This is a genomic window from Proluteimonas luteida (assembly GCF_021191695.1).
Taxonomy (GTDB): Bacteria; Pseudomonadota; Gammaproteobacteria; order Xanthomonadales; family Xanthomonadaceae; genus Luteimonas; species Luteimonas luteida.
Map to the genome: position 1 here is coordinate 201,402 of NZ_JAIWPT010000001.1, position 25,778 is coordinate 227,179.

Here is a 25,778-nt window from a genome sequence, read left to right on the forward strand (position 1 = left end):
CGCGGTAGACGCAGGTCGGTCTTCGCGTCGTCCAGACAGCGCCGACGCGCTCGCGCCACGTCGCATCTGGAAGAAGGCCCGTGGTTCCGTAGGGAGTTGATACGGAGCGGCATCAAGTTCCCATAGGGAGGCGCATCGGCAATCTTGCCCCGCGCCACGAGGGGAGACGACAGCACATGGGCAATCGCAGGGTCCGGTTCGGCCGGCACGGTTACAGCTTCGCGTACGGCGCGCTGGCGATGTCGATCATCGCGAGCCTGCCAACACACACGGCGCAGGCGCAGCCCGCACCGTCCGCAGACGCCATCTATGATTTCGACCTGCCTGCCGGCGAGTTGGGGACTGTGCTGCAGCGTTTCAGCGCCACGACCGGTCTGCAGGTGAGCTTCCAACCAGGCTTGGCCGAAGGCCAGCAGGTGGGCGCGATCCGCGGCAGGCTCGCGTGGCAGGCGGTGCTGACCCGCCTACTACAGGGAACCGGCCTGGAGTATCAGGTCGTCAACAGCAAGGCGATCGTGATCAGGCGCGCTGAGGCGCCACCCGCGCCGGCTGCCCGGCCGCAGAGTCCGCCCAGCCCGCCTGCCGCACGTGCCGCGACGGCGGACACTCCGACGACCGACCTCGAGCGCCTGATGGTGACCGGCACGCGGATCCGGGGCGGCAGCACGCCGTCGCCGGTGATCGAGATCGGGGCTGAGCGCATCCTGCAAGAGGGGTTCGCCGATCTCGGCGAGGTCATCCGGAGCACGCCCCAGAACTACAACGGTGGACAGAATCCTGGTATGGCCGGCGGCTCGACCAACGCGGCCGATCAGAACCTGACGGGGGGCTCAGCTCTAAACCTTCGAGGACTCGGCGCCGATGCAAGCCTCACCCTGCTCAACGGGCGGAGGCTTGCCTACTCAGGTTTCTCGCAGGCTGTCGATATTGGGGCGATCCCCGTTGATGCGGTAGAGCGCCTGGAAATCATCCCGGATGGAGCGTCTGCGATTTATGGTTCGGATGCAGTGGGCGGGGTAGCAAACGTAATTCTCAGACGGGATTTCGACGGGGTCGTTCTGGGCACGCGGCATGGTGCCGCCGCCGATGGTGGGCTTAGCACCCACGAATACACCGTGACCAGTGGCGCGACTTGGTCGAACGGCGGACTGATCGCGACCTACAAGAATGTCTCCGTCGATCCGATCTACGGGAGGCAGCGCGACTACACCGCCCTTCTACCTGATCCCTACACGATCTACTTCGGCAACAAGATGAGCGCTAGCGTGATCAGCGCGCACCATGAAGTCGGCGCCGCAGCTGAGCTTCGACTAGATGTCCTTAAGACTGATCGCGAGATGTCTAGAGAACTTACCGGGATTGGCTCTTACGACCGTCAGGTTACCGAGACATCGATTGTGCTTGCTTCGCCCGGTGTCGAAATATTTCTTCCCGGGGACTGGTCACTGGACCTGGGTGCTACGTACGGCACCGGCGAGACCATTTCCGACCGGCGGGTGGGGGACGGAACCACCACGGATCTACCTCGCGGCAATGTTCAGTGTTTCTGCAATGAAAGCCGAACCTACGAGATCGGCGCAGAGGGTCCATTGTTCTCGCTCAGCGGTGGTGACGCCCGACTGGCGCTCGGCCTTGGATCACGCAAGAACAGTTTTCTGACTCGCCGCATCCACCCATCCCCGAGCACAACCGGTGGCGAAGAGCGCGCCCGCTATGGATATGCCGAACTCAGCCTGCCGATCATCTCGCCCGATTCCAACATGAGCGGGGTACATCGTCTGGAACTCAGCGGCGCGGCGCGAAGTGAGGACTACGACACCTTCGGCCGTGTCAACACCCCGAAGCTGGGATTGGTGTACGGACCAAGTTCCGATTTCACGCTAAAGGCATCGTGGGGAAAGTCATTCAAGGCGCCCACACTGAATCAACGATATGAAAGAAAGGTGTCATATCTGCTCGGCGTGGAACTTGCGGGCGGGAGCGGATATCCACCTGGTGCCACGGCACTGATGAGTGGTGGTGGAAACTCAGAGCTTCAGGCTGAGCGGGCACGGACATGGACTGCCTCGCTGGCGCTGCATCCGGACGCATGGCCGTCACTGCAGGCGGAGTTGACTTGGTTTGATATCGACTTCGCGGACCGCGTTGTACTGCCGGTCAACATCTATCAGACACTGAGCAATCCGATGTACGCGGAGTTCGTGAACTACTCGCCAACGCCAGAGCAGCAGGCGGCACTTCTTGCCGAGTACAACAGCGCATTCTTCAATCTCGCCGGGGCACCTTATGATCCCAGCCAGGTAGTCGCGATCGTCCGTGCTGATTACACCAACGTCGCACGCCAGCGAGTCCAGGGCATCGATCTTTCTGGGTCGTATCGCATCGATCTCGACAAAGGTCGCCTAGTGGTTCGTGGGTCGGCCAGTTGGCTCGATAGTTCGCAACAAACCAGTGCAGCCCAGCCGGCGTTTGACCTCGCGGGCGAGGCTTTTCAACCCGCGAAGTTCAATGGTCGCCTAGGCCTAGTATGGACGGATGCTGGCATTAGTGTCTCAGGATTCATGAACCACATTGCGGGCGTCACAAACAGGCAGGCAACATTCACAGAGAAGACCGCGTCGTTTACGACAGTTGACAGTACGCTTCGTTACAGAACTGGCGACCGTAGCGACGCACTGGGTGGGGTGGAAGTCGCCATTGCGATCCAGAATCTGCTCAACAGAGCTCCGCCGCTGTATACGCCTCTGTCTGTCGTCCAGCCGCCGTTCGATTCCTCGAACTACTCCGCAGTCGGTCGGTTCTGGAGCGTATCGATATCCAAACGATGGTGAAGTCCTCCGATTGAAGCCGAAGTTCCGTAAGAGTGTCGCTGCACTTGGGGCTCACACAGGAAGCTGATCACGTAGCCAGTTCTCAACCATGCATAGGTCGATCACGCGTAAGAATGACATGTCCCTGGCTACCAGCCCGGATTCGAAGAATGTCTCAAGCGCCTCCCAGTCAACAATCCCCTGTGACCGAAGGTGCCCGCACCCAAGGATGTTTCGAATTTCCGGCTTGCTTCGTGTGTACACCGCAGCCATGTAGTTAAGGTGAGATTCCTTGCTTCTTCGATTGAGGATTCTATCTGGAAGCAGATCGGAAAACGCGTCTCTCGCAATGGATCGGTTTCTTCCTTCATCGATCCACATCCATGTCGGAACCCTAAGGCAAGCCTCCACCACGGGCTGGGACAACAACGGGAAGCGCATTGATCTCCCTTCGCCACGAGGAGTTGAATCCCTGAAGAGTTGGTTTCCCATCAGATCGAAGATCTTCTCGCGGTCTCCGGGCAGGACGTCCGGTGGCGCCGGAAGCCATGGATGCGGCTGAAGCGATATCGCGAGTGCGGAGGCGCTAAGGAACGATCTGTCGGACTTCCAACCCGCGTTCTTCCTACGAAGCAGCTTCCTGAGCGTCAGCCGCCCGGCCTTCCAGAACGTGCACTGATGCAGCGAGGAAAGATTGCGAACAGCGTTGATGCCCGTCACCAATCCTCGCTCTTTCAAAGCATCTGCCGCAGGAGCCGCTGTTTTGAGATAGCAGAAGACTGTGTCGCCTCCTGCGCCAGAGAAGAAGCTCGTCGCGTCGTGTGCTTTGGCAGCGTTCTCCCACAAATCATTTATTCCATTCTGTAATGCACCGATCGAAGGAATCACTGACCATCGAGGCGTCGGATAGTCAAAACGCACATCTCCGAAGCGAACATCTACGATGTTCAGATCAACGTCCAATCGAGCTGTCATCAACTCCGCATACTGCCGCTCGTCCGTTCCACCGTCCTCGACGACCATGTTGCAATACCTAACCCGAGAATTCCTGCTCCCCAGACATGCAGCGACGATCGATGAATCGAGACCGCCGGAAAGCTCCAGAATGATCCTATCCTCAACGCCGGCTAAGGCCCCAACCGCCAAGGACACCGCACTGCGAACTTCGTCAATGGCTTCCCGAGGAGTGCTGGTACGCGCGGAGTTTGAAACGAAGGTCCACGGCGACCAGGCCGGGCGAACTTCTGTACGTGACACACCGATACTCAGAGAACAGCCGGGCAGTAGCTCATGCAGGTCGCGCAGCGCAGTACGACCGGTGCGCAAGTAGGAAAAGAGCAACCAGTGTGAAATCGAATCCCAGTCGATCGTCTTTCGATAAAGACCGAGCTCGATTGCAGCAGAAATGTCCGATGTAATGAACCCGCCTTCACCGTCGAATGAGTACACGCACCGGACACCGCCGGAAGGGTCACGCATGATTCTGCAGACCGGGGAGTTGTCTTCAGAAAGTTCAATGGCTATGTACTCCCCCCAGTAGTGGTTCAGTAGATGGTTCTCGAGTTCTCCTGATGCCGCGCCAGTAGGTAGCGTACCTGTGACCGGGCGGCCATCTTTGGTGAACAGGTCGCCAACGATCAGACCACGTCCTGGAATGGTTACGATCGGTGTGTTGGTTGAGGCGAACACTCTCACCGAGTGCATAGATTGACGGCATGACATACCAAGAGTTCGCATCGCCGCCTCATCTACTGCCGGCCGCGGGTCCTCATCGCTACGACTACGTCTGTTCATTAGGACAATGAAGCGATGCCGCATTACACGATCCTTATAGGGGTATGCTCATTGGCAGCTGATACCGTTTCATTCAGGGCAAGGTCGGCGACTTGTAGCCAGCAGTGAGCGGAGAAAGGCTCTGCCGAAATTCCGAAAACGATGCTCGCCGACAAACGCCGGCGCGCCAGAAATCTGGCAAGCGATACTGAGTCCAGAAGGCAGGAGGGTTCGACTGGAACGTAGGCTCGAGCGCGGTGAAACAAGCTCGCGGCGCTGATGAGGTCATCATCAACTGAAAGCCCGTTGTGTGCAGCGCGAAGGTGTTGGTCTCGACGAGCGGTGACAACACCATCCAAGACGCTTTTGAGGCTTCGCCTCCTTAGTTTGCGTGCCGTTGAGTACACAATTGCCGCCACTTCCGTAATGGTTAGGAATCTGAAAGGCGGCGTACTCAAGCTCACCTCGAGGGCGCTGCGAGATGGGCGTCTGATGTGCGGGGGGGAGGCAACTGGTTCAGGGGACATAGACTCGACAAGTATGCTGTTAGCTTTCAATTTATCGAATCCCGCGCCTAAGCGCGCTCCATTCTTAATGAAGGCGATGAAAGCGCGTTCCATAGCCTCAGGCAAACGGAAGTATCGATCTTTCTCTATGTCTAAGAAATAGACATGTCCGCCGGCCTTGCAGAATGATAGGCCGTCTCTCAGTCGATATGACATGGTTATCCTCAGGCCGGGAAAGTGCCTGGCGGCACGCGCTCGCCTTGTCCTTCCGCCCTCCGGGATTTCACGGAAGACTAGTTGCCATCATCTGCGAAGCGCCGCGAAAGTGTGGGCAGTAGTTGAGCTTGCAAGTAGCCGGTTCTAATGCCAGACGTTTCGTTCCACTTGTAAACTGCGGGGTGCTCTAGCGACACCGTGAATCGCATCGGTCTGCGAGTAGCTGCGTCGCTCAACTAGCCTCACGGCGGCTGAGGTGCGAGTCAAACGGCTACCTATCCTGCGCGGGGCGATTCCAGGTAGCCGGTGGCAAATGACCTCAGCAGGAGCGCACCGCCAGTAGCGCGCCCGAGTTTGGCCTACTCCTCAGAGATGCCGGGCTGGAACGGGCCGCCGGTCCCTGGCATCTCAAAGCTCCCGATCTCGCCACGTGTCTCGACGCTGATGGCGCCGAGCACGATGACATCTTCTGAAGTCTTGATGCGTTCGATTGTCTCGTTGGTTACTTTCATTTGAGTCTCCTTCTGTAAGGCCACGCAAGTCGTGACAATCAGATCGTAGACACCCTGGAATCTCATTATCAAATAATTAACATATAATCTGCCAACAATTATCCATAAGTGTGACGAGTCACGTGGTGCGGTACAGAGCGGCTGGTCCCCGGCGGGCATTGTTGGCCGAGACTAGGCTCCGACGCGATTACGCGATACAGCCACCGGGTGCATCGGAACCTGATCCGTAGGGAAACGGCTGCCATTGGCATCAGATACCCCTAGGTAGGCGCATCGGCAATTCTGCTAGGCGCCGTGTAGGGAGGTGACAACTGATGCACTTTGCGCGATGGACCGCCACTTCTACCGAGTTCAAGTCCTTTGCGGCGATAGGTAAGGGGTTCCTCTGGACTTTGGTGGCGGTCGCGAGTATGGGGCTGGCCAGCGAGGCGCACGCACAGACGATTTCGCCGCGACGTCTCTTGGAAGTCGTCGATCTGGGCAATCCGGCGATCTCGCCCGATGGGCGAATGGTGGCATTCCGAGCTGAGCAACCTTCGATTGAACGCAATACCTACGACACGGTCTGGTATGTCCAAGGCATCGATGGGGCGTCGCTCCCACTGCGCGTTGCAGAGGGTGGCGCTCCGCTACGTGGGTACGAAAGTGGTTCAGTACTCCCGGCTCCTGCGATTTGGTCGCCCGATGGTCGGTGGATCTATTATCGCGCGCACCTGCACGGCCGAATCAGCGTCTGGCGCGCTAACGCGGACGGATCCGGTGCGATGGAGGTCACCGTCGACCCCGCAGATGTGCGCGACTTCGCCTTGAGCGGCGAGGGTAGAACTCTGAAATACAGCGTGGGCGCCACGAGAGAAGAGATTCTGGCAGCGGAGAAGGCCGAGTACGACCAAGGCGTGCGAATCGACGAGCAGGTCATCACATCAGCGGGCCTGGTCCGTTCAAGCCTGGTGGAGGGGCGGCCGTCGACTCAGCGATTCGTAGGTAGCGGCTGGTATCCGATTGGGCCACTGCTGGGTGGAGTGCCGGATCGGTGGAAAGCGGTTGATTTGGAGCACATGACGATACGCGAGTTGCCTTTGCAGGAGGTGCCGTCAGATCCGTTTAGGGTATCGGATCTTCCTCAGGCGTTCTCAGAGTCCTGGAAGCTTGCGCTCAATCGGGACGATGGGCGGGTAGCCATTCTGACGCGTGTTGGAGAGGGCGAAGGTCTGGCGCAGCCGACCGGTGTCGAGCTTGCGGTGCTTCCAAGTGCACGATCCAATCACCTAGTCCGGTGTGTTTCGGCGTTGTGTACAAAGAGCAACAGTAGGATCACGGATGTCCAATGGAGGCCGGGTACAGACGACGTGTTGTTCACGGCGGTCGACTACAACAAAGGGCGCGCGCAGTCGATCTTTGGTTGGAACGTGTCCACGGGTGACGTGCGGCTGGTCATAGAGTCTGATGGTCTCGTCAGTGGAAGTCGACGTTACTGGGACATCCCATGCGGTGCGTCGCAGTCAGCACTGGTGTGCATCGTCGCGGAGGCCGATCGTCCTCCCCGCGTCGAAGCTGTTGATCTGTCGACAGGCGAACGAAGGATACTGTTCGACCCCAACAAGAGATTGGAGGTCGACATTGCTGCAACCGTGCCTTCGGAGCTGATCCGCTGGACGGATGAGCGTGGACGGGAGTTCACAGGGCATCTGTTCGAAGCAGGGGCTGCAGGCGAAGGTCCTCCGCCGCTGTTCGTCCACTTCTACAGCTGCTATGGATTCTTGCGAGGGGGGCTGGGTGACGAGTGGCCGCTCGCGTCTCTAGCTGAGCTTGGCATCTCGGCACTTTGCATCAACGCGATCCCCGAGTATCGGTTGGATTCCGCTGAACGTTATGACCAGGCACGAACTGCCGTTGAAAGTGTCGTCGCGTACCTGTCAGCAGGTGGGCGCATTGATCCGACACGGGTAGGCATGGGCGGGCTGAGCTACGGCAACGAAGTGACTATGTGGACAGCAGCACACTCTGATGTGCTCGCAACAGCATCGGTGGGCTCGCCGACCGTCACCCCACTCTCCTACGTGTTCGGAAGCTTGCGCGAAGGCTTTCGTGCCGGTCTAGAAAGCATGTGGGGACTAGGGCCGTTGGAGGAAACGCCGAATCGTTGGAAAGAAATGTCACCGGTGTTTCATCTCGACGCAATTCAAATCCCGATACTGTTCCAGATGGTGGAGCAAGAGTACCAGTTGTCATTTGATTATGCGTTTCCACTCTTTCGTCGGCATCAGGCGGACATTTATGCGTTTCCTGATGAGGCACATATCAAGTTCCAGCCCCGGCACAAGCTCGCTGTCTATGAAAGAAATATCGATTGGTTCCGATTCTGGCTGCAGGGTTATGAAGATTCAGATCCACTAAAGATCGGTCAGTACAGAGTGTGGCGTCAGATGCAAGTTGAGATGGAGAGGCGTCGATCGAAGGTGGCTGGTCGCGATGACACTTAATGCGTCGCCGCGCTCACCCATGGGATGACGATCTAAATCGACAGGGCAACGACTTGGTGGCAGAAAATCTAGGCAGAAGCGCACCCCTAGGGGTGCGAGGTGCGCTCCTTTCGTTGCCTATTCCTCGGAGATCCCCGGCAGTTGTACCTCGCCGGGTCCCGGGAACTCGCCGAGCCCCGCGTCGCCCCGTGTCTCGATGCTCGCGGCGCCGAGCACGATGACTTCCTCCGACGCTTCGATGCGTCCGCTCTTTTCGCTGGTCGTTCTCATTTCAGTCTCCTATCATGCGCCACGCAAGTCGTGACTGATACAGCGTAGTTTTTTAAATTCCTGATTATCAATCAATTAATAGATAATAACTCGACAATTGTCCGGTGTTGTGACGATATGCACGCGATTCCGTGCTGGATCCTCCTCTTGTACACACCAGTACGGCCGTGGAGGCGAGACGGCCGCTTTGAGGGAGCACAGTCCGCTCAGTCTGGACCGAAGAGCAGCGATCCGAGGTCAGGTGCGCAACAGAGAATAGGCGTCACAGAATTTACTTAATTATGTGGGAATTATCAGGATCTGTGACAACAACCACACTTGCCACCCCCCCCCCATCTAAACGGACTTCCGGTGGAGTCAATGCCGGGACTCCGGTGTCGCTGGCGGGTCGCCGTCTGCAAAGGTCATCGATTCCGACATCCGCGCGTTGAATGCGCCGGTCTGGAGCGCGACGATGCTGGGAACAGCGCGCAGTCGGCGCTCGTGATAGGTGACCAGACTGATCTTCAACGCGGATAGGTCTCGGGCGAGCCATTTCTGCTGGAGATCGTCCAACTCCTCTGCGTTGTTGAACAGAAGGCGCCGCTTCAGCCGGCGCAGCGGTGAAAGCTTTTCATTCAGGTGGACCACTGCCCGGTGCAGCGAGCAGCGTCCTGAGGCGTAGGAGATCGACTCAAACAGTGCTTTGGTACCTGCAACAATGTCGGAAATGCTGCTTTCTAGGTCGATTTCGCCCAGAAACTCGTCTCCGTTCTCCAGGGTGGCGTCGCATGCCGTTAGTAAGAGATGCTGCATCCACCCGTACATGTCGCGCAGATCGAACTCTAGAAGGATCGGCAGATGCAGCCCGTCACGACCGTGATGTTCGATCAGATCTTCTCCGAGAAGGCGGTGCAGGGCATAGAGAACGGGCGTCGGGCTGGTCTTGAATTCTTCTGCCAGTGCCGCCGGATCAATGCGATCACCGGGCGCGTATCTGCCTGACAGCAAAGCTGTCTTGACTCCCCCATATAAGATTTCGCTCTTCGAGCGCTCTGCGTGCATGTCGATCCTCCTTGTTCATATGCAGGATAATGGGCCGATAGTTTTCCCGATCCTACATTGAATAGGCGGCGATGACGGTCGTGCCTTTATATGGGGCGCGCGCGGGCGACGGTGCGTGCCGCCCTGTTAGGTCAGCGAAGTGAGCCCCGGTTTCCGGTAGGTGTGTTGGTCGACTCTGGCCGGCGCAACACCCGCCTCGTTCCACCGCCACCCCAACCCGCCAGGTATCTTGGCGGCGCCAGTGGTGAGTGTGATGATGGGCTCGCTGCGGATCGGGGCAGCGCTGATTGGACAATGGATCGCGGGACCTCGCCAAGCCGGTGAGGGACGGCAGGACTCGGGACCGGTGGGAGCTAGGATGGCCTATTGCACCTCCTCACAGCATTTGCAGGCATTGGTCGATGCGCTGGCGCGACCGGCACCGCCGGGGAGTCGCGGGGCCATCGCGGCCAAGCAGACCCGCCGGATCGTGGAGCAAGGTTGGGCGACATCGGCCGCGATCGAAGATCTGCTGCTGTTGATGGATCGGCGATTGGATCCGTACGGGGCGGGCAGCGTTGACGTTCTCAGTGCCTTGTTCGATCTGCCGTGGCGCAGCGTGGCCTATCGCCCATCGCGCCTGGCCATCGATGTCGTCCTGCATCAGGCCATGGCCGCCAGCGATGTGGCGCAGCTTCTGATCCATCTTGAGGCATGCGGCTTTGCGGTGGACCCGGCCCCCATGGTCGACGCGCTGATGCCGGGCCTGCGTCAGCGCCAGATGCTGGACGCGTCGGAGTTGTCGATACTGTGGTTCGAGCGGTGGCGCCACAAGGCCACCCCCATGGCGATCCGTGCCGATAACCGGGCGGTGCCGGCAGAGCTGCGGAAGCGCGGCACAACGCCGTCCGGCTACAGGATCGAGACTTGGCACTGCATCGATGGGAACCTCGTCGAGCTGAGGATTCGCGCACCGCGCTATCGCCGTCGCAAGCCGCCAGTGGAAACCAAGTGCTCGGTCTGCGGTTGGACGTGGTTCCGCGGAGACCCCGAATCGAGCCAGATCCATCGCCGCGAACACAAGGCCCGGATGCGGTACATCGACCCCCAGCCACATCCCCGGGTTCTGAGCGCGCTGGAGCGGGGGGAGGCGCCGTCTTGGGTGACGAGTACGTCGCCGCCGTGGAAGCACAGGGAAATGTATGACCGGGCGTTGGCCTTCAAGCGCGAGTTCGGCTATTCGTTCGTTCAATGGGGCTCGGAGTTGGGCGACGACGATCCCAATGTCCAGGGGTTTCTGTTCCTGGATGCTCGGGCTGCCATCATCGGGGCCTGCGCATTCCGTCTGCGTGGCGACGCGCCTTCGCAGTGGTGGGGGCTGCAATGGATCTGGCTGTCCCCGAAGCATCGACGCAATGGCCACCTTGGTCGGCAATGGGAACGGTTCAAGGCCCGCTTCGGGCGGTTCGAGGTTGAGTCGCCCCTGTCGGAGGCCATGGCCGGCTTTCTGGCCAAGCAGGGCGACAGTCGCTTGGCAGGCGAGTTGTTCGCCGCCCAGGCCGCCTCGACCCTGCCGCACGACGTGCCACGGTTCACCGAGGGGTGACGGCAATTGGGCGCGAGCCAGACCCTGTTACGGCGGGATTCTGTTCAGGTGTTGGGTAACGCGGCGCAGTCGTGGAATGCTGGAAGACGAAGAGAGCCATCACGTGTCGCCGTAAACTTGGGGCGATTCGATTCTAAGTGTGACGCATCTTCGTCGACGCTGTCGGCAGGCGCCGCGGCAAACGAATCTATTGCCCGCGCGCATGGAACAGTTGTTGTTCGCCGATCAGATTTACGTCGTCCAGAAGTTCCTGGCACATGCCGAAGCGATGGAAGAACCGGTTCAGTCGGCATGCGGTGATCGTCCAGTCTCCTTTCGGGGACCGCCCCACGAACACGCGGCCGAGCTTGATGATGTGGTCCGCATACTCGTCGAAGTGAGGATGCACGATCTTGAACGCTTGGGACCTGGCTGGGTAACGCCTGGCGTTGCGTCTCTTGAGCGGATCCCGCGCGTCGTTCAATGTCTCTTGCTGCCGCTTGATCTCGTTGCAGTCCGGGCAGATCACGCAGAGATTCGCAGCTTCAAAGGCGAACCTGGGGTGCAGGGACTTGGGCACGATGTGCTCGATCGGCGCGCCGGTTGCCGAGACGCTGGCGACCGGTTCCAGGCAGTAGGCGCACTGTAGGCGCTGGCTGTTTCGGTAATGCTCGCGGATCAGCCTGCGCAGTTCCTGCAGTGGCTGGGAACTCCAGTCGTGATGGGTATAGCCGGGGCGCGACAACGTTTCGGCGACGAGCGTGGCCGATTCCTCGCTGAAAACGAAGGGCTCAGCGACGATCGGCATAGTATTTGAATGCCTCTGCTACCGAGCCCACCAGTTCATGGGTGGGATCCTTTTTCTCGACATGTCGGGCCAGCGACTTCAGCCGCTCGAAATCGCTCGATATCTCTTCCGAGACGGCCTCGCGTGCCTTGAGTCTTGCCAGTACGCTGAAGGCCAGTCGCGAGATGTACTCGTTCATCAGTCCCGGTGCGTCGAACAGTTCCGCTAGTTGGAAGTCGGCCGAGCGATTCGAGAAATGCGAAGCATCGTAAAGCTGCTGTCTGGACAGGGATGCCACGAAACAGTCCTCTCTGATCAGTCGGGAGATGATCTGGGGAGAGTGGGTCGCGATCACGAATTGGCAGCCCTGGTATCGGTCGAAGGCACGTATCAGCATCTGCATGAAGTCTTCCTGCCACTTGGGGTGCAGGCTGATCTCGGGCTCGTCGATGAGGACGAGGGTATGGTTTTCGATGTGGCCCGCGATGCCCAGCAACAGGACCAGCAGGCATTGTTCTCCGGAACTCGCACGCTTGAGAGAAAGGGAGCCGAATCCCGTCTTGTGCAGCTCGATGTCCGTCAGCCGGACCAGGCCGACTTCCAGGGCTTCGGCGATCGCGCCCAGCGACCGCCCATGCAGAAAGCCGTTCTCGGCAGTGGCTCTTCCTCTTGCGAAGTTCACTTCCACGAATGTGGTCGTGGGCGCGCCTTTCGCGCCGCCACGGAGCTGCTTCGCCACGCCGCGCAACTCGGCGATCTTCTGGTCGGATAGCCTGAGCAGCCGGTTCGCCAGCGGTTCGCTCAAAGGAAGATCCAACGCTTCCGACAAGGCCGCGAGCCGGGGATGCCGGCTGAAGTCGCTCGGCTCTGAGCGACGAAACATGCCGGTGGGCATAGACGTAGACAACTTGAGCGCGAACCGTGCATAGGGTTCCAGGCCCATCGAATCGAACACATGCGCCAGGTCGGCGAGCGCGACGTCGTCGTCAAGCTTTCGGATCAGCCCCTTCGCCGCCGATGCGATGAGCGAGACGGACGATGAGGCTGCGTACGCGCCGTCCCGCATGCCGACGTACGCGTAGGAAGACTCGGGCTGCTGGAGGTGACGCCTGGTCGTTGGGAACTTGTCGAAGGGGCTGGTCGATACTGCGACGACCCTATCGTTCTCCGACGACAAGCGTTCTTTGGCCAACTGCGCCAGAAGCCGGCTCTTCCCGACGGCGTTCTTGCCGACCACGATTGTGTAGACGTTGCGTTTGCTGCGATATCCACGTGGTAGCAGCTTTACCGAGGCGCCGTCGCTCGTCCCGAAGTATGCGTATTCCCTCATTGCCCCAGAATCCGTGTCGTCTCGATACCCATCTTGGCTGAAGGGTGGGGATTGCATGTCGCTGCCGGATACTCGTCGCAGCCACCATTCCCAAGCGGTGACTCGGCCGCTTGCAGCCCATCGTAACACTCTGCGGGACAGCCATTCAGGTTCGGCCTCGCAGCGCAGTATGCCTTCGAAAGAGTAGGCGGGGCAGCTTGCCAATCCCGGCGACGGAATCGGTACAGGCCATCGGAATGCCGCCTTGGATCCCAGGCGATGCCCCTGACCGTTCGGTAGAACCGGCCGTTGCATCGGCGTGGACGATCCCTGTAGCCGCGCTTGGTACTTCGGACGCCAAACAACAGTGTCTGAGCTCAGGCGTCCGGGGCGTTTGCCGCGGGAGGTTGATGGGCGCCGGGTTGGCGAGAGGATGGGATGGCAATCCCTATCCGGCCAAGAGGCTCCCCATGAGCGAATTCGTCTCCCATGCGTTGGTTGATCGTCCGCCGACGGTGCTCGGCCAGTCGTCCCCGCGCATTCCCACCGGCGGCAAGATCCGCGCCGGTATCCAGGTGCTGACCCAGAAGGCGGCCGCGATGCCGAGGGCGCGCGAGCTCTACGACCAGGGCGTGGCGGCTGGCCAGACGTTCGACGAGATCGCGCGGGCGATCACCGTGGCGGTGCCGAAGCTGAAGCACCCGTTGGTGCCCCGCAACGTGCCGTGGTTCACCGTGCGCGGGCAGGACTTCCCGAACCCCGAGGTCGCCCGGCAGATCCTCGAGGCCTACGGCGAGGATCGCGGCGACGGGCTCCGGTTGTACCGCTTCCCGGCGGTGTTCCCCTCCGACCGGTGGCAGGTTGTGATGCCGCACGAGCTGTCGGCCTGGACGTCGCGCGAAAAGCGCTACTGGTCCGAGTACGCCGCCGACGGCCGCACCCGCATGTGCATGGGCCACGCGCCGGTGCCGATGGCACCCTCGGGCGAACGGGCGCTGCGCCTGTTCGGCGGGCGCAAGACGGCGCCGCGGACGGAGAACGGCGGCATCTGCGAGCCGGAAGCCTGCGCGGAGTTCCAGGCGCGGCAGTGCAATCTCACCGGGCGGTTCCTGTTCTTCATTCCCGGCATCCGTTCGATCAGCGCGTTCGAGCTGCACACGGGGAGTTTTTACGCGATGAACGCTGCGATCCAGAAGTTCGAAACGATCGCCTTCATGCGTGGTGGCCGGATCTCGGGCTTTCTGGACCGCGAGGGCACGCCGTTCTGGTTCTCCAAGCGGCTGCAGGAGGTGGCCCACATCGACGAGCAGGGGCAGGCCGTGCGCGTGCCGCAGTGGATCATCGATCTGGAGGCGCCTGTGGACGTGCCCGCGCTGCTGCGCGAGGGCGATGACGAGGCCGTGCTGGCGCAGGCCGAGGCGGCGACGCAGGTGCTGGCGGGGACCGCGCCGCCGGATGCGTCGGCGCCAGCGGCGGCAGCTCCGCTCCGGGCGGTCCCGGTAGAGTCCGAGATGCCGCCGCCCGAGGCGGCGCCGGCGCGCGATGCGGGGCCGCCGGAGCACGCCGCGGTAGTGGCGAAGGCAGAGGCGTACGGCATCGCAGCGGAGCGCTTCGAGGTCTACGCGCGCCGGCGCTGGGGCGTGGGCTGGATGATGAACCCGCATGGGCGCCGTCGCGTGTGGGAGGAACTGGAGCGCTACCGCCACGACCCTGCGGGGTACGCGGACAAGATCGAGACCGAACTGGCCATGGCCGGTTGAGGAGGCCACGATGATTCGGATCGCGCATCTGTCCGACCTGCACTACGGCCCCCGCAACCTCGTCGAGGCGGACCGGTGCTTCGGCGCGGCGATCGATGCCGCGGTCGCCGCCGGTGCCGAGGTGGCGGTGCTGTCCGGGGACGCCACCGACCACGCGCTCGACCTGCACGCGCCGGCCACGGCGCGGCTGGCCGCGCAGCTGCGACGGCTGGCCGACCACTGCCCGGTGCTGATGCTGCAGGGCACGTTCTCCCACGAGCCGCCGGGCACGCTGGCAGTGTTCCAGATGCTGGGCGGGCGGCATCCCATCCACGTGGCCGAGCGGATCGGGCAGGTGGCGCTGACGGCTGGCGGCGGCTGGGTCGCGTCTTCCGGCTGGCGCTTCGACGCGGCGCCCGAGGGCGCCGTGGCGCTGTTCGCCTGCGTGCCCACGGTGAACAAGGCGGCCGTCGCGGCGGCCGTCGGCGCTGGCGAGGCGGCCGCGGCGATGGGCGACCAGTTGCAGGCGTTGCTGCGCGGCTTCGGGCCGGGGCACCGCGACGCGCGGCGCCGCGGGGTGCCCTGCATCGGCGTGTCTCACGGGACGGTGTTCGGCGCGGTGAGCGAGCACGGTGTGCCGATGGCGGGGTTCGACCACGAGTTCACGGAAGGAGCGCTGTTCGCTGCCGAGGCGCCGGCGTTCCTGCTCGGGCACGTGCACCGCCACCAGGCCTGGGCGCGTACCGGTCCGGCGGGCCGGCAGCAGTGCATCGCCTACGCTGGCTCCATCGGGCGCTTCCACTATGGCGAGCAGGGCGAGAAGGGCTGGCTGCTGTGGGAGGTGGACGCCGATGGCGCGACGTTCCGCATGGTGCCGACCCCCGCCCGTCGCACGGTCGAGCTGGCGTTCGAGGGCACACCCGACATGGACGCGATCCGGCGGGCGGTGGACGAGCAGGGCATCGCGGGCGCGTTCGTGCGCGTGCGCTGGAGCGTGGCCGAGGAAAGCCGGGACCAGGTCGACCGCAAGGCCATCGAGGCGCTGCTGGCGGATGCGGCAGGGATCAAGCTGGAGGGGAGGATCGTGCCTGTGCAGCGCAGCCGCGCCGCGGGAATCGCCGGGCTGCCGAGCCTGCCGGAGAAGATGCGTGCCTGGGCCGAGGTGGCCGGCGTCAGCGCCGCGCCGTTGCTGGAATGTCTGACCGCGCTGGAGCAGCAATCCCCGGAGGAGGTGGCAGCAGGGGTGTTGGAGGAGAAAGGTGGCGCTGCGGGTCGATGAGTGCTTGCGCCCGCTCGAAGGTATCGGTCTGTCTGCTCTGTCCTCGTGGCTGAACCCGTGTGCTAGCGTGGGGCGATTCGAACAGGCAGGGGACGCCATGCACAGATGGGAAATACGTGTTTTCGCCGGGAGCGATTACATCAGTTTTGCTGATCATTTCCGGTGCGCCCATGTGTCGTTCGGCTCCGACCATGATGAACACACCGGACACGTTTTCAGCGCCTACAGCTACCACATCGATCATCTCGATGATCCGGTAGCTATCTCCAACAGGATCTATTCGTTTGAGCTGCTCGTGAATGGTGCTCGGCGACTCAGCGCCGGCGGGCTGGAATCCACGATGCGCATCGAGTTTGATGGCTACCACGCTGTGGACGGCGGGGAAGGCCGATACAAGGTCGTAGCCATTGACGAGGATCCATTCGACTCACCCGGCCCGCCACCGGTCGGCGAAGTGGGCCAAACCCGAGCCTTCACCGCTGCGCGCTACATCGATGTGGCCGCATCCGACAGCACCGTCAGAACACTCTTGTTCCTCGCCGGGATCATCTATAACAATTCTCCAAAAGACGTCATTCTGACTTGGGGCACTCTTTACAAACTGTATGACACCTACCGGCACATGGCGAAGGAACTGGGGGCCGTCCTTGCTGACTTTGAGGACGCACCCGGTGAGACTGGTCGGTTCACTGCGGCTTGCAACAACATGAGCGTTCTGGGGCTAGGCGCGCGTCATGGATTGAGTGCGAATCAACCTCCGTCGAACCCGATGACAGGGATTGATGACGCCATCGAGACGAATCTGCGAATCGCGCGAAAGATCTCCGAGCGCTATATCGAAGCCAGGCATTCCGCGCCCTAGTACGCCCGGCACCTCGCGCACGCGCTGGTCGTGGGGAGGGAGTTGATGCGGAACAACACCGCGCAACAGTGGAGGCCAGCCCAGCGAGGGACGTTGGCTGACGCCGCACCTGCTTAGGCTCCGTGGCTTCCTGGGCATTCGCGATGGTCTTGGACGCGAGGAACTGACGCTCGACCTGCATCCGTAGCTGCCGATGCCGTCGCGCGCGCCCTCGGCGGGGCGTCGGCGGTTTCAGCGACTGCGATCACGTGTATCTGCCGGAGAGTGAGAAGGAACTGGTCTGGACGCTGTTTTCCGCGTCGCTGGCCGCGGGGTAAACTGGCCCCGGGATCTCGGGGCATCGCCTCCTTCGGTGTGAAACCGGGTATGCGCGACGATCGTTTCCGCTTTCGGCTCAAGCAATTGCTCGCGGATGCGGACGTCCGCATCGACGGCGATCGCGCATGGGATATGCAGGTCCGCGACGAGCGGCTGCCGGCGCGCATTTTGTCCGGCGGCTCGCTGGCGCTGGGCGAGGCGTACATGGACGGCTGGTGGGACGCTGGCTCGCTCGACGGACTGCTGTTCCGCCTGCTCGACGCCGGGATCGACCGCAAGGTGCACGGCTTCGCCGACCTACGCATCGCCGTCTTCGCGCGCCTGTTCAACCTGCAGCGCGGACAGCGCAGCTACGCCGTCGGTGAGCGCCATTACGACATCGGCAACGACCTCTACGCCGCGATGCTTGGCAGGCGGCTGGTCTACAGCTGTGGCTACTGGCGCAAGTCCGGCGACCTCGACGCCGCGCAGGAAGCGAAGCTCGACCTGTGCTGCCGCAAGCTCGGCCTGCGCCCGGGCATGCGCCTGCTCGACATCGGCTGCGGCTGGGGCGAGCTGCTGAAGTTCGCGGCCGAGCGCTACGGCGTGTCGGGCGTCGGCATCACTATCTCGCGCGAACAGGCCGCGTACGCCGGCAGCCTGTGCGAAGGTCTGCCGATCGAGCTCCGCGTGCAGGACTACCGCGAACTGGACGAGCGCTTCGACCGCATTGTGTCGATCGGCATGTTCGAGCACGTCGGGGTGAAGAACTACGAAACCTATTTCGACGTCGCGCGCCGCTGCCTGGCGGAGGACGGGCTGTTCCTGCTGCACAGCATCGGCGGCAACACCAGCCGCACGCACACCGACCCGTGGATCGCGAAGTACGTCTTCCCGAACTCGATGCTGCCCTCGGCGGCGCAGCTGACGCGCGCGCTCGAAGGCCGCTTCGTGATCGAGGACTGGCACAACTTCGGCGCGGACTACGACCGCACGTTGCAGGTCTGGCGCGACAACGTCGAAGCGGCGTGGCCGTTGCTGCCGGAACGCTACGACGAGCGCTTCCGGCGCATGTGGCGCTACTACCTTGCCGGGTCGATGGCGAGCTTCCGCGCGCGGCTGATCCAGCTTTGGCAACTGGTGCTGTCGCCTAGTGGCGTGCCCGGGGGCTACGTCGCCCCGCGCTGATGGGATCGGTCGCGTCGCCGCGAAGCGCCAAGCGTCTCTGTGCCTGCCATGGAGGCCATCTACGACGCGGGATCGCTGGAAGGTCGCGACGCCAGCGTGTAGGAACGCGCGGGGCGGGTGACAGACCTGCTGGCGCGTCCGCCAGAGCGGTGGTGAAGTTGGAGTGACGGATCGAGCCGGTGCAGCGCAGTCGAGTCCCGGGTATCGCCGGGCTCGATCGCGCGCGGGAACGCGCGCCAGCCGCCTGACCTTGGCAGGAACTGCTGGCTTTTCCCGACGAGCATGCGGCGTTTGCTGTCCATGGGATCGGCCAATACGATGGCTCCGACGTCCTGCCCGGTCTGGGGTCATGATCGAAACCAACATTACAGCTGGCACGCCGGCACAAGCGGAAACCGTTGTTCGCTGGCTCAAGAAGGAGTGGGCCGGCGATCCTGATGCGGGCGGTTTTTATCACAATCGCTCGATCATTCGGCAGGCCGCGCGGAGCGGTGAGATGACGTGCCTGTACGCCAGCCGGACGATCGTCGGGTTCTCCGTGTTCACCCTCGGCCAAAGCCGCGCGAAGATCGACATTTTCGAGATTCGACCAGGTTATCGTGGTCGCGGGTTCGGTCGCTATCTGGCGGCACACATCCTCCGAATGCTCCTATCCCACGGGGCGGCACGGATAGAAGTGGAGTGCGCTCCGCGGAGTTCCGAGCCGTTCTGGCGAAAGCTCGGGTTCGTCGACCACGAAGAACGCCCCAGCGGTTGGGGAAACCCGAAGTTGGTCTTGGCGTCACAGGCTGCGTGATCCATGACGTGGCATCGGTCGGTGGGACGGAGTAATTCTGTGCTGGGTTCCAGGCGGTGTAATGCAGTCGAGCAGCGATGGAGAAGAGGGAGTAGCTGATGAGCGTATGCAGGGCGGGTTATGACGACTTTCGGATCAAGGCGCACGGCAAGCTGGACGAGTACTTGTCGCACGGCAACAAGGTCTTCGGCGGCGTGTCATTCGCAACGGCTTTGGCATGCCTCGGACTTGAAAATCCCGCGGCCTTTGCGGTCCCGAGTCTCGTGTTCGTCGCTTTACTATGGGGAGGCGGTCCTCGCGACTCCTGGCCCTACCTGAACTTCCTGCGCAGAACCGGCGATCCGGCGATGAAGCCACTGTCGATGCTGCGGCGCAATCACGTTGCCGTCGCTGGTTGGCTTTTTCTCGGCATGGTCGCGTTGGGCGTCGTTCCCCGATAGGTGGTTGTGACGTATCCGCCCTATATAGAGCATCGCAACATTGGTCGGGGCGGAAGACATCTTTCTCTGGCCGAGTAGTTGACGGCGATAGGAGTGTCTAAGGGTGCCCAACATCTTCTGGGTGAGTGAGATCGACCCGTTACGACTGGCCGTGATGCCCAGGCCGCACGGTGGTGCGCGGCTCGAGGGCGAGGTGGCAGGTTGGCGCAGCGCGGGCATCTGTGTCGTGGTGTCCCTGCTGTGCGCCGAGGAACTTGAGGAGTTGTCTCTGCTGCACGAGGAGACCGCCTGTCGATCCAGCGGCATCGAGTATCGGTCTTTTCCCATCCAGGATCGGGGTGTTCCCCGGTCCGCGCCGAGCTTCTTCGCTATGGCGGACGAGCTTGCGCTGGCCGTCAGGCAAGGTTCGGCGGTCGCTGTCCATTGCCGCGCCGGAATTGGCCGGTCAGCCCTCACGGCAGGTGCCGTTCTTTTACGTCTGGGCGTTCCCGTAGACAACATATTTCCCGTGCTGTCCCGTGCTCGCGGCTTCGCGATACCGGATACCCCGTCCCAGATTGAGTGGTTTCGTTCGATTGCCAAGCAGTACGAGGCGTGTTGATAGTCCTTTGAATCGGGATGCCGCCGTTGCCCGGCATCCTGACCGGATCACCCCCCGCCTTTGCGGAGCGACGGATTGCCGCTGTCTGTCGCGTCTGGCGTTCGCCCGAGCGGCTGGCCCGGCTCCTGAGCCGATATCTGCGCCATGAGACGCCCTCATGCTTGGCGCCGGTCCACTGGAGTCGATTCGGTCGAGGGCGTATCCAGGGCTAAATCAACCCGCTTCCGAGGCTGCCGGCAGGCGGGGCGCCGCGGGTAACGCCCGTTGCCGGTCGCTCGCGGATTGAGCGTTCGTGACGGTCTTGAACACGAGCGGATCGAAGTTGCTGACAGAGCCCTCGCATTAGTTTGCTCTGACCATGCCGGGGTGACACCCTATAACGCTCCGCCACCGCTTCCCGTCATGTCGCTTCGTCGCATCGATCTGAACCTGTTTCGAGTGTTCGAGGCCGTCCTCGCGCAAGGCAGCATCGTCGGCGCCAGCCGGGTGCTCTCGGTGACGCCCTCGGCGGTGAGCCATGCTATCGCGCGCCTGCGCGAGGCGCTGGGCGATCCGCTGTTCGTGGCCACCGATCAGGGGATGAAGCCCACGCCGCGGGCGCTCGAACTGGCGCCGCACGTACAAGGCGGCCTGCAGCGTATCGACTTGGCATTGAACGCGCAGGAGTTCGCGCCCGACACCGCCGTGCGCACCTTCCACATGGCGATGTCGGATCTGTCCGCGGGCGTCGTGCTGCCGCTGCTGGTCAAGCGGCTGCAGCACGAGGCGCCGGGAATCGACCTGCGGATCTTCCCCTTCGACCGCTCGGACACGATCCGCCAGATCGACGACGGCCGGCTGGACGCGGTGATCGGCTGGTTCACGACGCTTCCTCCGCGGATGCGCCGCCGCTTGCTGTGGCGGGACGAGGAATCCATCGTCGTGCGTCCCGGCCATCCGCTGGTCGGGCAGCCGATCGATCGCGACGCGCTGCTTCGGTACCCGCATGTGGTGGTCGAGCTTACCGGCGCGGGCGACGGCTACGACGATGGTTTCGTCGAGGACCGTGGGGCGGTCCGGCGCGTCCGGCTGGAACGGCTGCTGCTCGACACCCGAAGAGACGGGGAAGAGGTCGTTGGCCGGGCTGCCGTCTCGGTGCCTCACTTCTCCAGCGTCGTCCCGATCGTGGCGGCGAGCGATCTCGTTGCGACATTGCCGGCGTCTTACGCGGCGTCGGCGGTCGCCCAGGGAGCGGTGGTGCATCTGCCGCTGCCGTATGAGCCGATCATCGGCCATCTCGAGATCGTCTGGCATGAACGCAGCGATGAAGACGAAGCCTTGCAGTGGATGGTGCATTGCATCAACGAGGCGACGTCCGAAATGCGCGTCCTGGCCGGTGCGCTGCCGGTGCCGTGAGCGTCCTTCATCTCCCGAGTGAGCAGAAATCACTATGGCGCGTCCGTCCGTCCGTGCTTTGATCGTCTTGGTCGATTCGAGGGGCTGCGGAGCGCAGCATGCGCCAGATCCGGGTCATGATCGCGGACGACCATCCCTTGCTGATCGAGGGCGTGGCGTCGGTGCTGGACACGCAGGCCGACATGGCGCTGGTCTGTGAAGCCAGCGATGGCTACGAAGCCGTCGCCCAATTCCAGGCCATGCGTCCGGACGTGGTGCTGATGGACCTGCAGATGCCGCGCATGGACGGCATCGGGGCGACCCGCGAGATACGGCGTCTTTGCCCCGACGCGCGGGTGATCGTCCTCACCACCTACCGCGGCGACGTGCAGGCCCTGTCGGCGCTCACGGCCGGCGCGCGCGGCTATCTGCTCAAGAGCATGCTGCGCGCGGAACTGTTGACCGCGATACGCGAGGTGTTCGGCGGCAAGCGATGGATTCCCGCGCTGATCGCGAAGACGCTGGCGGCGCACGTGACCGACGAAACGCCCACCAACCGCGAACTGCAGGTGCTGGACCGGGTCGCCGCGGGCCTCACCAACAAGCGGATCGCCAACGAACTCGGGATCGCGCCCGATACGGTCAAGGCGCACATCAAGAGCCTGCTCGCCAAGCTCAACGCCTCCGACCGCACCCATGCCGTGACGATCGCGCTTCGCCGCGGCTTCATGCAGCTGTCCGCCGCGGACGACGAGCCCCGCATCGACCGGCCCGCCGGATGAACGCCCCGGCTTGCGCCTGGCCGCCTGCGGCGGCATCGCGCGGGCCTCAAGCCTGCATGGCCGAACGGTCCCTGGATCGGGAACTCGTGACGAGGTCCCACAGCACCCGGAGGATCGAACGGCGCCCGTAGGCGTGCCTGGCCGGAACGACCAGGTCGATGCGGCTGCCGGACGCCACGTCGATGCGCAGGCGGGCGCCGAGGCGATCGGCCCGTTCCTGCATGCCCGACAGGCCCCAGTGGCCCCGCCGCCGGCCCACGCTCGATGTCTCGATGGACAGGCCGATGCCATTGTCGTGCACCTGGAGGGTGAACATCCGGGGCTGGTAGTCGAGCCGGACCAGGATCCGCTGCGCATCCGCGTGCTTGTAGGCGTTGAATACGGCCTCGCGGCCGATCCGGTAGATCTCGTCGTAGGCGGTCGGGAGCAGGCGCATCGGTTTGTTGGAGACCACGTCCAGCCGCGTGGGGCTGTCCAGCGCCATTTCCTCGCCGATGCGCACGAACGCGGCGCGGATGTCCGTACCGGGCATCGCTTCGGCCCGCAGGTCGCTCAGCCGGTCCCGGCTCTCGACCAGCATCTCCTCGGCGCGGCCGATCGCGTTTTCCAGGTCGTGGCGCAGACCCGATGCCGGCAACTGCATCGCGATCGAACCCAGGCGGAGGATCAGGCCCTGCAGCCCCTGCAGCAGGGTGTCGTGCAGCTCCCTGGCGATGCGCTCCCGCTCCGAGTAGCGCTCGGTGACGCGTGCGCGCATGCGCATGGCGTACTGACGAAGATGGTGCCAGTAGGCCAGGGAAAGCAGCGTCAGCGTCAGCACGGCACACAGCAGCGCGAACCACGTGGACTGCCAGAACGTGCGGTCGATGGACAGCTCCAGAACGGCCGGCGTATCGCTCCACAGCCCGTCGCTGTTGGCCGCTGCCACGATGAAGCGGTAGTGCCCGGGCCTCAGGTTGGAGTACAGCGCCTGACGGCTCAGCGATTCGTGCCAACCGTCGTCAAGGCCTTCGAGCCGATGGCGGAACCGGGTGCGCTGCGGGGTCGACAGGCTGGCGGCGGTGAAATCGATCTGGAGGCTGGTGGTGAGCGCGGGCAGTGCCAGTTGCGTCGCCATCGGCTGGGCGACGCCATTGGCCTTGACGCCCAGGATCATGCTCCTGGGCCGGTGCCCGTTGACCTGGATGCCGGCCTCCGAGAGCCACGCCAAGCCCGCATTGGTGGCCAGCCATACGCGCCCGGGGGCGCTCAACGCGGTCGGCACCGGACTGGACTGGATGGCGACGCCGGGGAGCCCGTCCTGAGCGTCGAAGATGCGGTAGGTCGCCGCCAAGGCCGGCGCCTCGAAGGCCCGGTCCAGCTCCCGCAGCGTCACCCGTATCACGCCGGTGATGCCGTTGAGCCAGAGCACGTCGTTGCCGTCCAGCGCGATGCCGGTCACTCCCGAGAAGCCGCCGAGACGGTCGGCCGGCAGCGTCCGGAAGCGCTCCCCCGACTGCCAGCCCAAGCCCTGATCGCCGGCGACGATCAGGCCGCGGGGCGTCGCGCTCATGGCCGTGACCTCGCCGACCTGCAGGCGATCCTGGGGACCGTAGGCGCGCTGGCGGCCGCCTCCGAGACGGACCACGCTTCCGTCCGCGTAGCCCAGCCACAGCACATCACCGGCGCCCATGGCCAGCGCGGTCGGCGGGTCGCCGTGGCCGGTCTCGACGGCATGCCAGCGCCCGGCCCGAAGCGCGTACAGGCCGCGCCCGGCGATCACGACGTGGGGTGTCCGGTCGGCGGACAAGGCGAACGCCAGCACGTGCTCCCGTCGGCCCGCGCCCGGAAGCGGCAGCGTACTCACTGCGCCCGCCTGCTTGCGGAGGATGCCGGCGTGGTCGATCGCCCAGAAGCTGTCTTCCCCGACGGCCACGAGGCGGGCCGAGGCCGGCAGCGACTCCCGGAGCCTGGCGCCATCCGGGTCGACGGCGAACACGTCTTCGCCGCTTTTCACGTGCAGCCGCCCGTCCGGGTCCAGGGCCCAGCTGTAGTCGGACACCGACAGCGGCGGCTTCAGGGCGAGCGTCAGCGCGCTGCGCCGGCGGAAGCGGTTCAGGCCCAGGTTGGTGCCCACCCAGAGGTTGCCTTCCTTGTCCGCCAGGCCGGGTACGGCCACGTTGGACGTCAGTCCCTGGCCCTCGCCGAATCGCTCCAGCGCTGGCGGCGTCCGCCCGGGCGGCGCCGGCGCGGCGCGGAAGACGCCGCCGAGCTTGTCGTCGGTGCCCCAGAGCGTCCCGTCTGCGCTGAACCAGAGCCGTTTGGCGCCGATCTTGCGCAGGGCGGCCGGGTACGCCGGGCGCGCACCTGGCTGGTTCCGATCGTCCACGGGTCGCGTGCCGAACCGCGTGTCCGAGATCCACAGCTGTCCGGCCGGGCTCTCGGCCATGACGGCACGGCGGCCGCTGCGGATGCCGGTGGCGACGAAGCGTCGCTCACCGGCCCGCAGGCGGACGAGCTGTTCCTCGGTCGCCACCCACACGTCCCCCCGGCGGTCGCTCAGTACCCAGTAGGCATGATCGGCGGCGTATCCCCAGCGGGCGGCCGGGTGCCATCGCCTGCCATCGAAGACCGCCAGTCCGCCGCTACTGGCCATCCAGAGGCGGCCGTTCCGGTCCGGGGCGAGCGCGAACACCATTCCAGTGGGAATGGCGCCCCCGGTGGGATAGTGGTGCAGGCGCCCGTCGCGCAGCGCGCTGACGCCGCCGGCGAAGTAGCCGATCCACAGCGTGCGGTCCGGGGCATGCGCCAGCGCGGTGATGTTCCGTGCGAGCTGCTTGTCCACGGGGGCCTCGGGGCGGCTGAACGCGTGGCCGTCGAACCGGTACAGGCCCGATCCGGTGCCCAGCCAGAGCATGTCGTCCTCGGACTGGCTGAGCGCCCAGATGTCGGCCGGGGCGCCGTCCAGCATCGACCAGCGGGCCTGCTGATAGAGCGGCATCGCGAACGCATCCGGGCCCGCGCGCGCGGATGCGGGCGCGGGCGGCCAGGCGAGCGAACAGGCAAGGACGCAAAGTGCGAGGGCGGCGCGCATCCCGACTATGTACGCCGTCGCGCCGCGAGATGCCCTTACCCGAATGGGGAATACGCGGCGGGCCACCCTTTTG

General features: G+C 63.5%; 20 protein-coding genes. 12 read left to right on the forward strand and 8 right to left on the reverse strand.

Annotation, left to right across the window (positions count from 1 at the left end):
• Nucleotides 1-176 precede the first annotated feature (176 nt).
• On the forward strand, nucleotides 177-2,831 hold the full coding sequence (locus LDO26_RS00905; RefSeq protein WP_232129187.1) for a TonB-dependent receptor: 2,655 nt from the start codon (nucleotides 177-179) through the stop codon (nucleotides 2,829-2,831).
• Between the two features lie 51 nt (nucleotides 2,832-2,882).
• Here LDO26_RS00905 and LDO26_RS00910 read toward each other — a convergent pair whose 3' ends face one another.
• The 3 genes from LDO26_RS00910 to LDO26_RS00915 form a co-directional block, all read right to left on the reverse strand.
• Nucleotides 2,883-4,514, reverse strand: a complete 1,632-nt coding sequence (locus LDO26_RS00910) for an asparagine synthase-related protein (protein WP_232129393.1) — start codon at nucleotides 4,512-4,514, stop codon at nucleotides 2,883-2,885.
• Nucleotides 4,515-4,627: 113 nt separating this feature from the next.
• Complete coding sequence (locus LDO26_RS18265) at nucleotides 4,628-5,305, reverse strand: lasso peptide biosynthesis B2 protein (RefSeq protein WP_435594005.1); 678 nt, start codon at nucleotides 5,303-5,305, stop codon at nucleotides 4,628-4,630.
• Between the two features lie 359 nt (nucleotides 5,306-5,664).
• Complete coding sequence (locus tag LDO26_RS00915; RefSeq protein ID WP_232129188.1) at nucleotides 5,665-5,817, reverse strand: benenodin family lasso peptide; 153 nt, start codon at nucleotides 5,815-5,817, stop codon at nucleotides 5,665-5,667.
• 314 nt (nucleotides 5,818-6,131) lie between these two features.
• Here LDO26_RS00915 and LDO26_RS00920 point away from each other — a divergent pair, with 314 nt between their 5' ends.
• Nucleotides 6,132-8,300: an Atxe2 family lasso peptide isopeptidase gene (locus tag LDO26_RS00920; RefSeq protein WP_232129189.1), complete on the forward strand. Its 2,169-nt coding sequence runs from the start codon at nucleotides 6,132-6,134 to the stop codon at nucleotides 8,298-8,300.
• A gap of 117 nt (nucleotides 8,301-8,417) precedes the next feature.
• Here the strand turns inward: LDO26_RS00920 and LDO26_RS00925 are convergent, their stop codons facing one another.
• Both LDO26_RS00925 and LDO26_RS00930 read right to left on the reverse strand, forming a co-directional pair.
• Entirely contained in the window at nucleotides 8,418-8,570 is a 153-nt protein-coding gene (locus LDO26_RS00925) for a benenodin family lasso peptide (protein ID WP_232129190.1), read from the reverse strand.
• A gap of 357 nt (nucleotides 8,571-8,927) precedes the next feature.
• The gene (locus LDO26_RS00930) at nucleotides 8,928-9,614 is read right to left on the reverse strand and encodes a GntR family transcriptional regulator (protein WP_232129191.1); all 687 of its coding nucleotides are present in this window, start codon (nucleotides 9,612-9,614) and stop codon (nucleotides 8,928-8,930) included.
• A 358-nt stretch (nucleotides 9,615-9,972) separates the two neighbouring features.
• On the opposite strand from LDO26_RS00930, the gene LDO26_RS00935 reads away from it, so the two are divergent.
• Nucleotides 9,973-11,199 carry a hypothetical protein gene (locus tag LDO26_RS00935; protein ID WP_232129192.1) on the forward strand — a complete coding sequence of 409 codons (1,227 nt, stop codon included), beginning with the start codon at nucleotides 9,973-9,975 and terminating at the stop codon, nucleotides 11,197-11,199.
• A 187-nt stretch (nucleotides 11,200-11,386) separates the two neighbouring features.
• Here LDO26_RS00935 and LDO26_RS00940 read toward each other — a convergent pair whose 3' ends face one another.
• Both LDO26_RS00940 and LDO26_RS00945 read right to left on the reverse strand, forming a co-directional pair.
• Entirely contained in the window at nucleotides 11,387-11,986 is a 600-nt protein-coding gene (locus LDO26_RS00940) for an HNH endonuclease (RefSeq protein WP_232129193.1), read from the reverse strand.
• Nucleotides 11,970-13,295 (reverse strand): AAA family ATPase, encoded by a 1,326-nt coding sequence (locus LDO26_RS00945; RefSeq protein WP_232129194.1) that lies wholly within the window; start codon nucleotides 13,293-13,295, stop codon nucleotides 11,970-11,972. The genes LDO26_RS00940 and LDO26_RS00945 overlap by 17 nt, the downstream gene beginning before the upstream one ends.
• A gap of 449 nt (nucleotides 13,296-13,744) precedes the next feature.
• On the opposite strand from LDO26_RS00945, the gene LDO26_RS00950 reads away from it, so the two are divergent.
• From LDO26_RS00950 to LDO26_RS00990, 9 genes are all read left to right on the forward strand, one after another.
• Nucleotides 13,745-15,034, forward strand: a complete 1,290-nt coding sequence (locus LDO26_RS00950) for a recombination directionality factor (protein ID WP_232129195.1) — start codon at nucleotides 13,745-13,747, stop codon at nucleotides 15,032-15,034.
• Nucleotides 15,035-15,044: 10 nt separating this feature from the next.
• A complete protein-coding gene (locus LDO26_RS00955) occupies nucleotides 15,045-16,292 on the forward strand; it encodes a metallophosphoesterase family protein (protein WP_232129196.1) in 1,248 nt (415 codons plus the stop codon).
• Nucleotides 16,273-17,154: a hypothetical protein gene (locus LDO26_RS00960; protein ID WP_232129197.1), complete on the forward strand. Its 882-nt coding sequence runs from the start codon at nucleotides 16,273-16,275 to the stop codon at nucleotides 17,152-17,154. The genes LDO26_RS00955 and LDO26_RS00960 overlap by 20 nt, the downstream gene beginning before the upstream one ends.
• 366 nt (nucleotides 17,155-17,520) lie before the next feature.
• Nucleotides 17,521-18,639, forward strand: coding sequence for a cyclopropane fatty acyl phospholipid synthase (cfa, locus tag LDO26_RS00965; RefSeq protein ID WP_232129198.1), 1,119 nt, complete (start codon nucleotides 17,521-17,523; stop codon nucleotides 18,637-18,639).
• 349 nt (nucleotides 18,640-18,988) lie between these two features.
• Nucleotides 18,989-19,435, forward strand: a complete 447-nt coding sequence (locus LDO26_RS00970; protein ID WP_232129199.1) for a GNAT family N-acetyltransferase — start codon at nucleotides 18,989-18,991, stop codon at nucleotides 19,433-19,435.
• 98 nt (nucleotides 19,436-19,533) lie between these two features.
• Entirely contained in the window at nucleotides 19,534-19,875 is a 342-nt protein-coding gene (locus LDO26_RS00975; RefSeq protein WP_232129200.1) for a hypothetical protein, read from the forward strand.
• Nucleotides 19,876-19,978: 103 nt separating this feature from the next.
• The gene (locus LDO26_RS00980) at nucleotides 19,979-20,476 is read left to right on the forward strand and encodes a protein-tyrosine phosphatase family protein (RefSeq protein WP_232129201.1); all 498 of its coding nucleotides are present in this window, start codon (nucleotides 19,979-19,981) and stop codon (nucleotides 20,474-20,476) included.
• Between the two features lie 402 nt (nucleotides 20,477-20,878).
• The gene (locus tag LDO26_RS00985) at nucleotides 20,879-21,871 is read left to right on the forward strand and encodes a LysR family transcriptional regulator (protein WP_232129202.1); all 993 of its coding nucleotides are present in this window, start codon (nucleotides 20,879-20,881) and stop codon (nucleotides 21,869-21,871) included.
• A 98-nt stretch (nucleotides 21,872-21,969) separates the two neighbouring features.
• The gene (locus LDO26_RS00990; protein WP_232129203.1) at nucleotides 21,970-22,632 is read left to right on the forward strand and encodes a response regulator; all 663 of its coding nucleotides are present in this window, start codon (nucleotides 21,970-21,972) and stop codon (nucleotides 22,630-22,632) included.
• A gap of 46 nt (nucleotides 22,633-22,678) precedes the next feature.
• On the opposite strand, the gene LDO26_RS00995 is transcribed toward LDO26_RS00990, so the two are convergent.
• The gene (locus LDO26_RS00995; protein ID WP_232129204.1) at nucleotides 22,679-25,612 is read right to left on the reverse strand and encodes a sensor histidine kinase; all 2,934 of its coding nucleotides are present in this window, start codon (nucleotides 25,610-25,612) and stop codon (nucleotides 22,679-22,681) included.
• Between the last annotated feature and the right edge of the window lie 166 nt (nucleotides 25,613-25,778).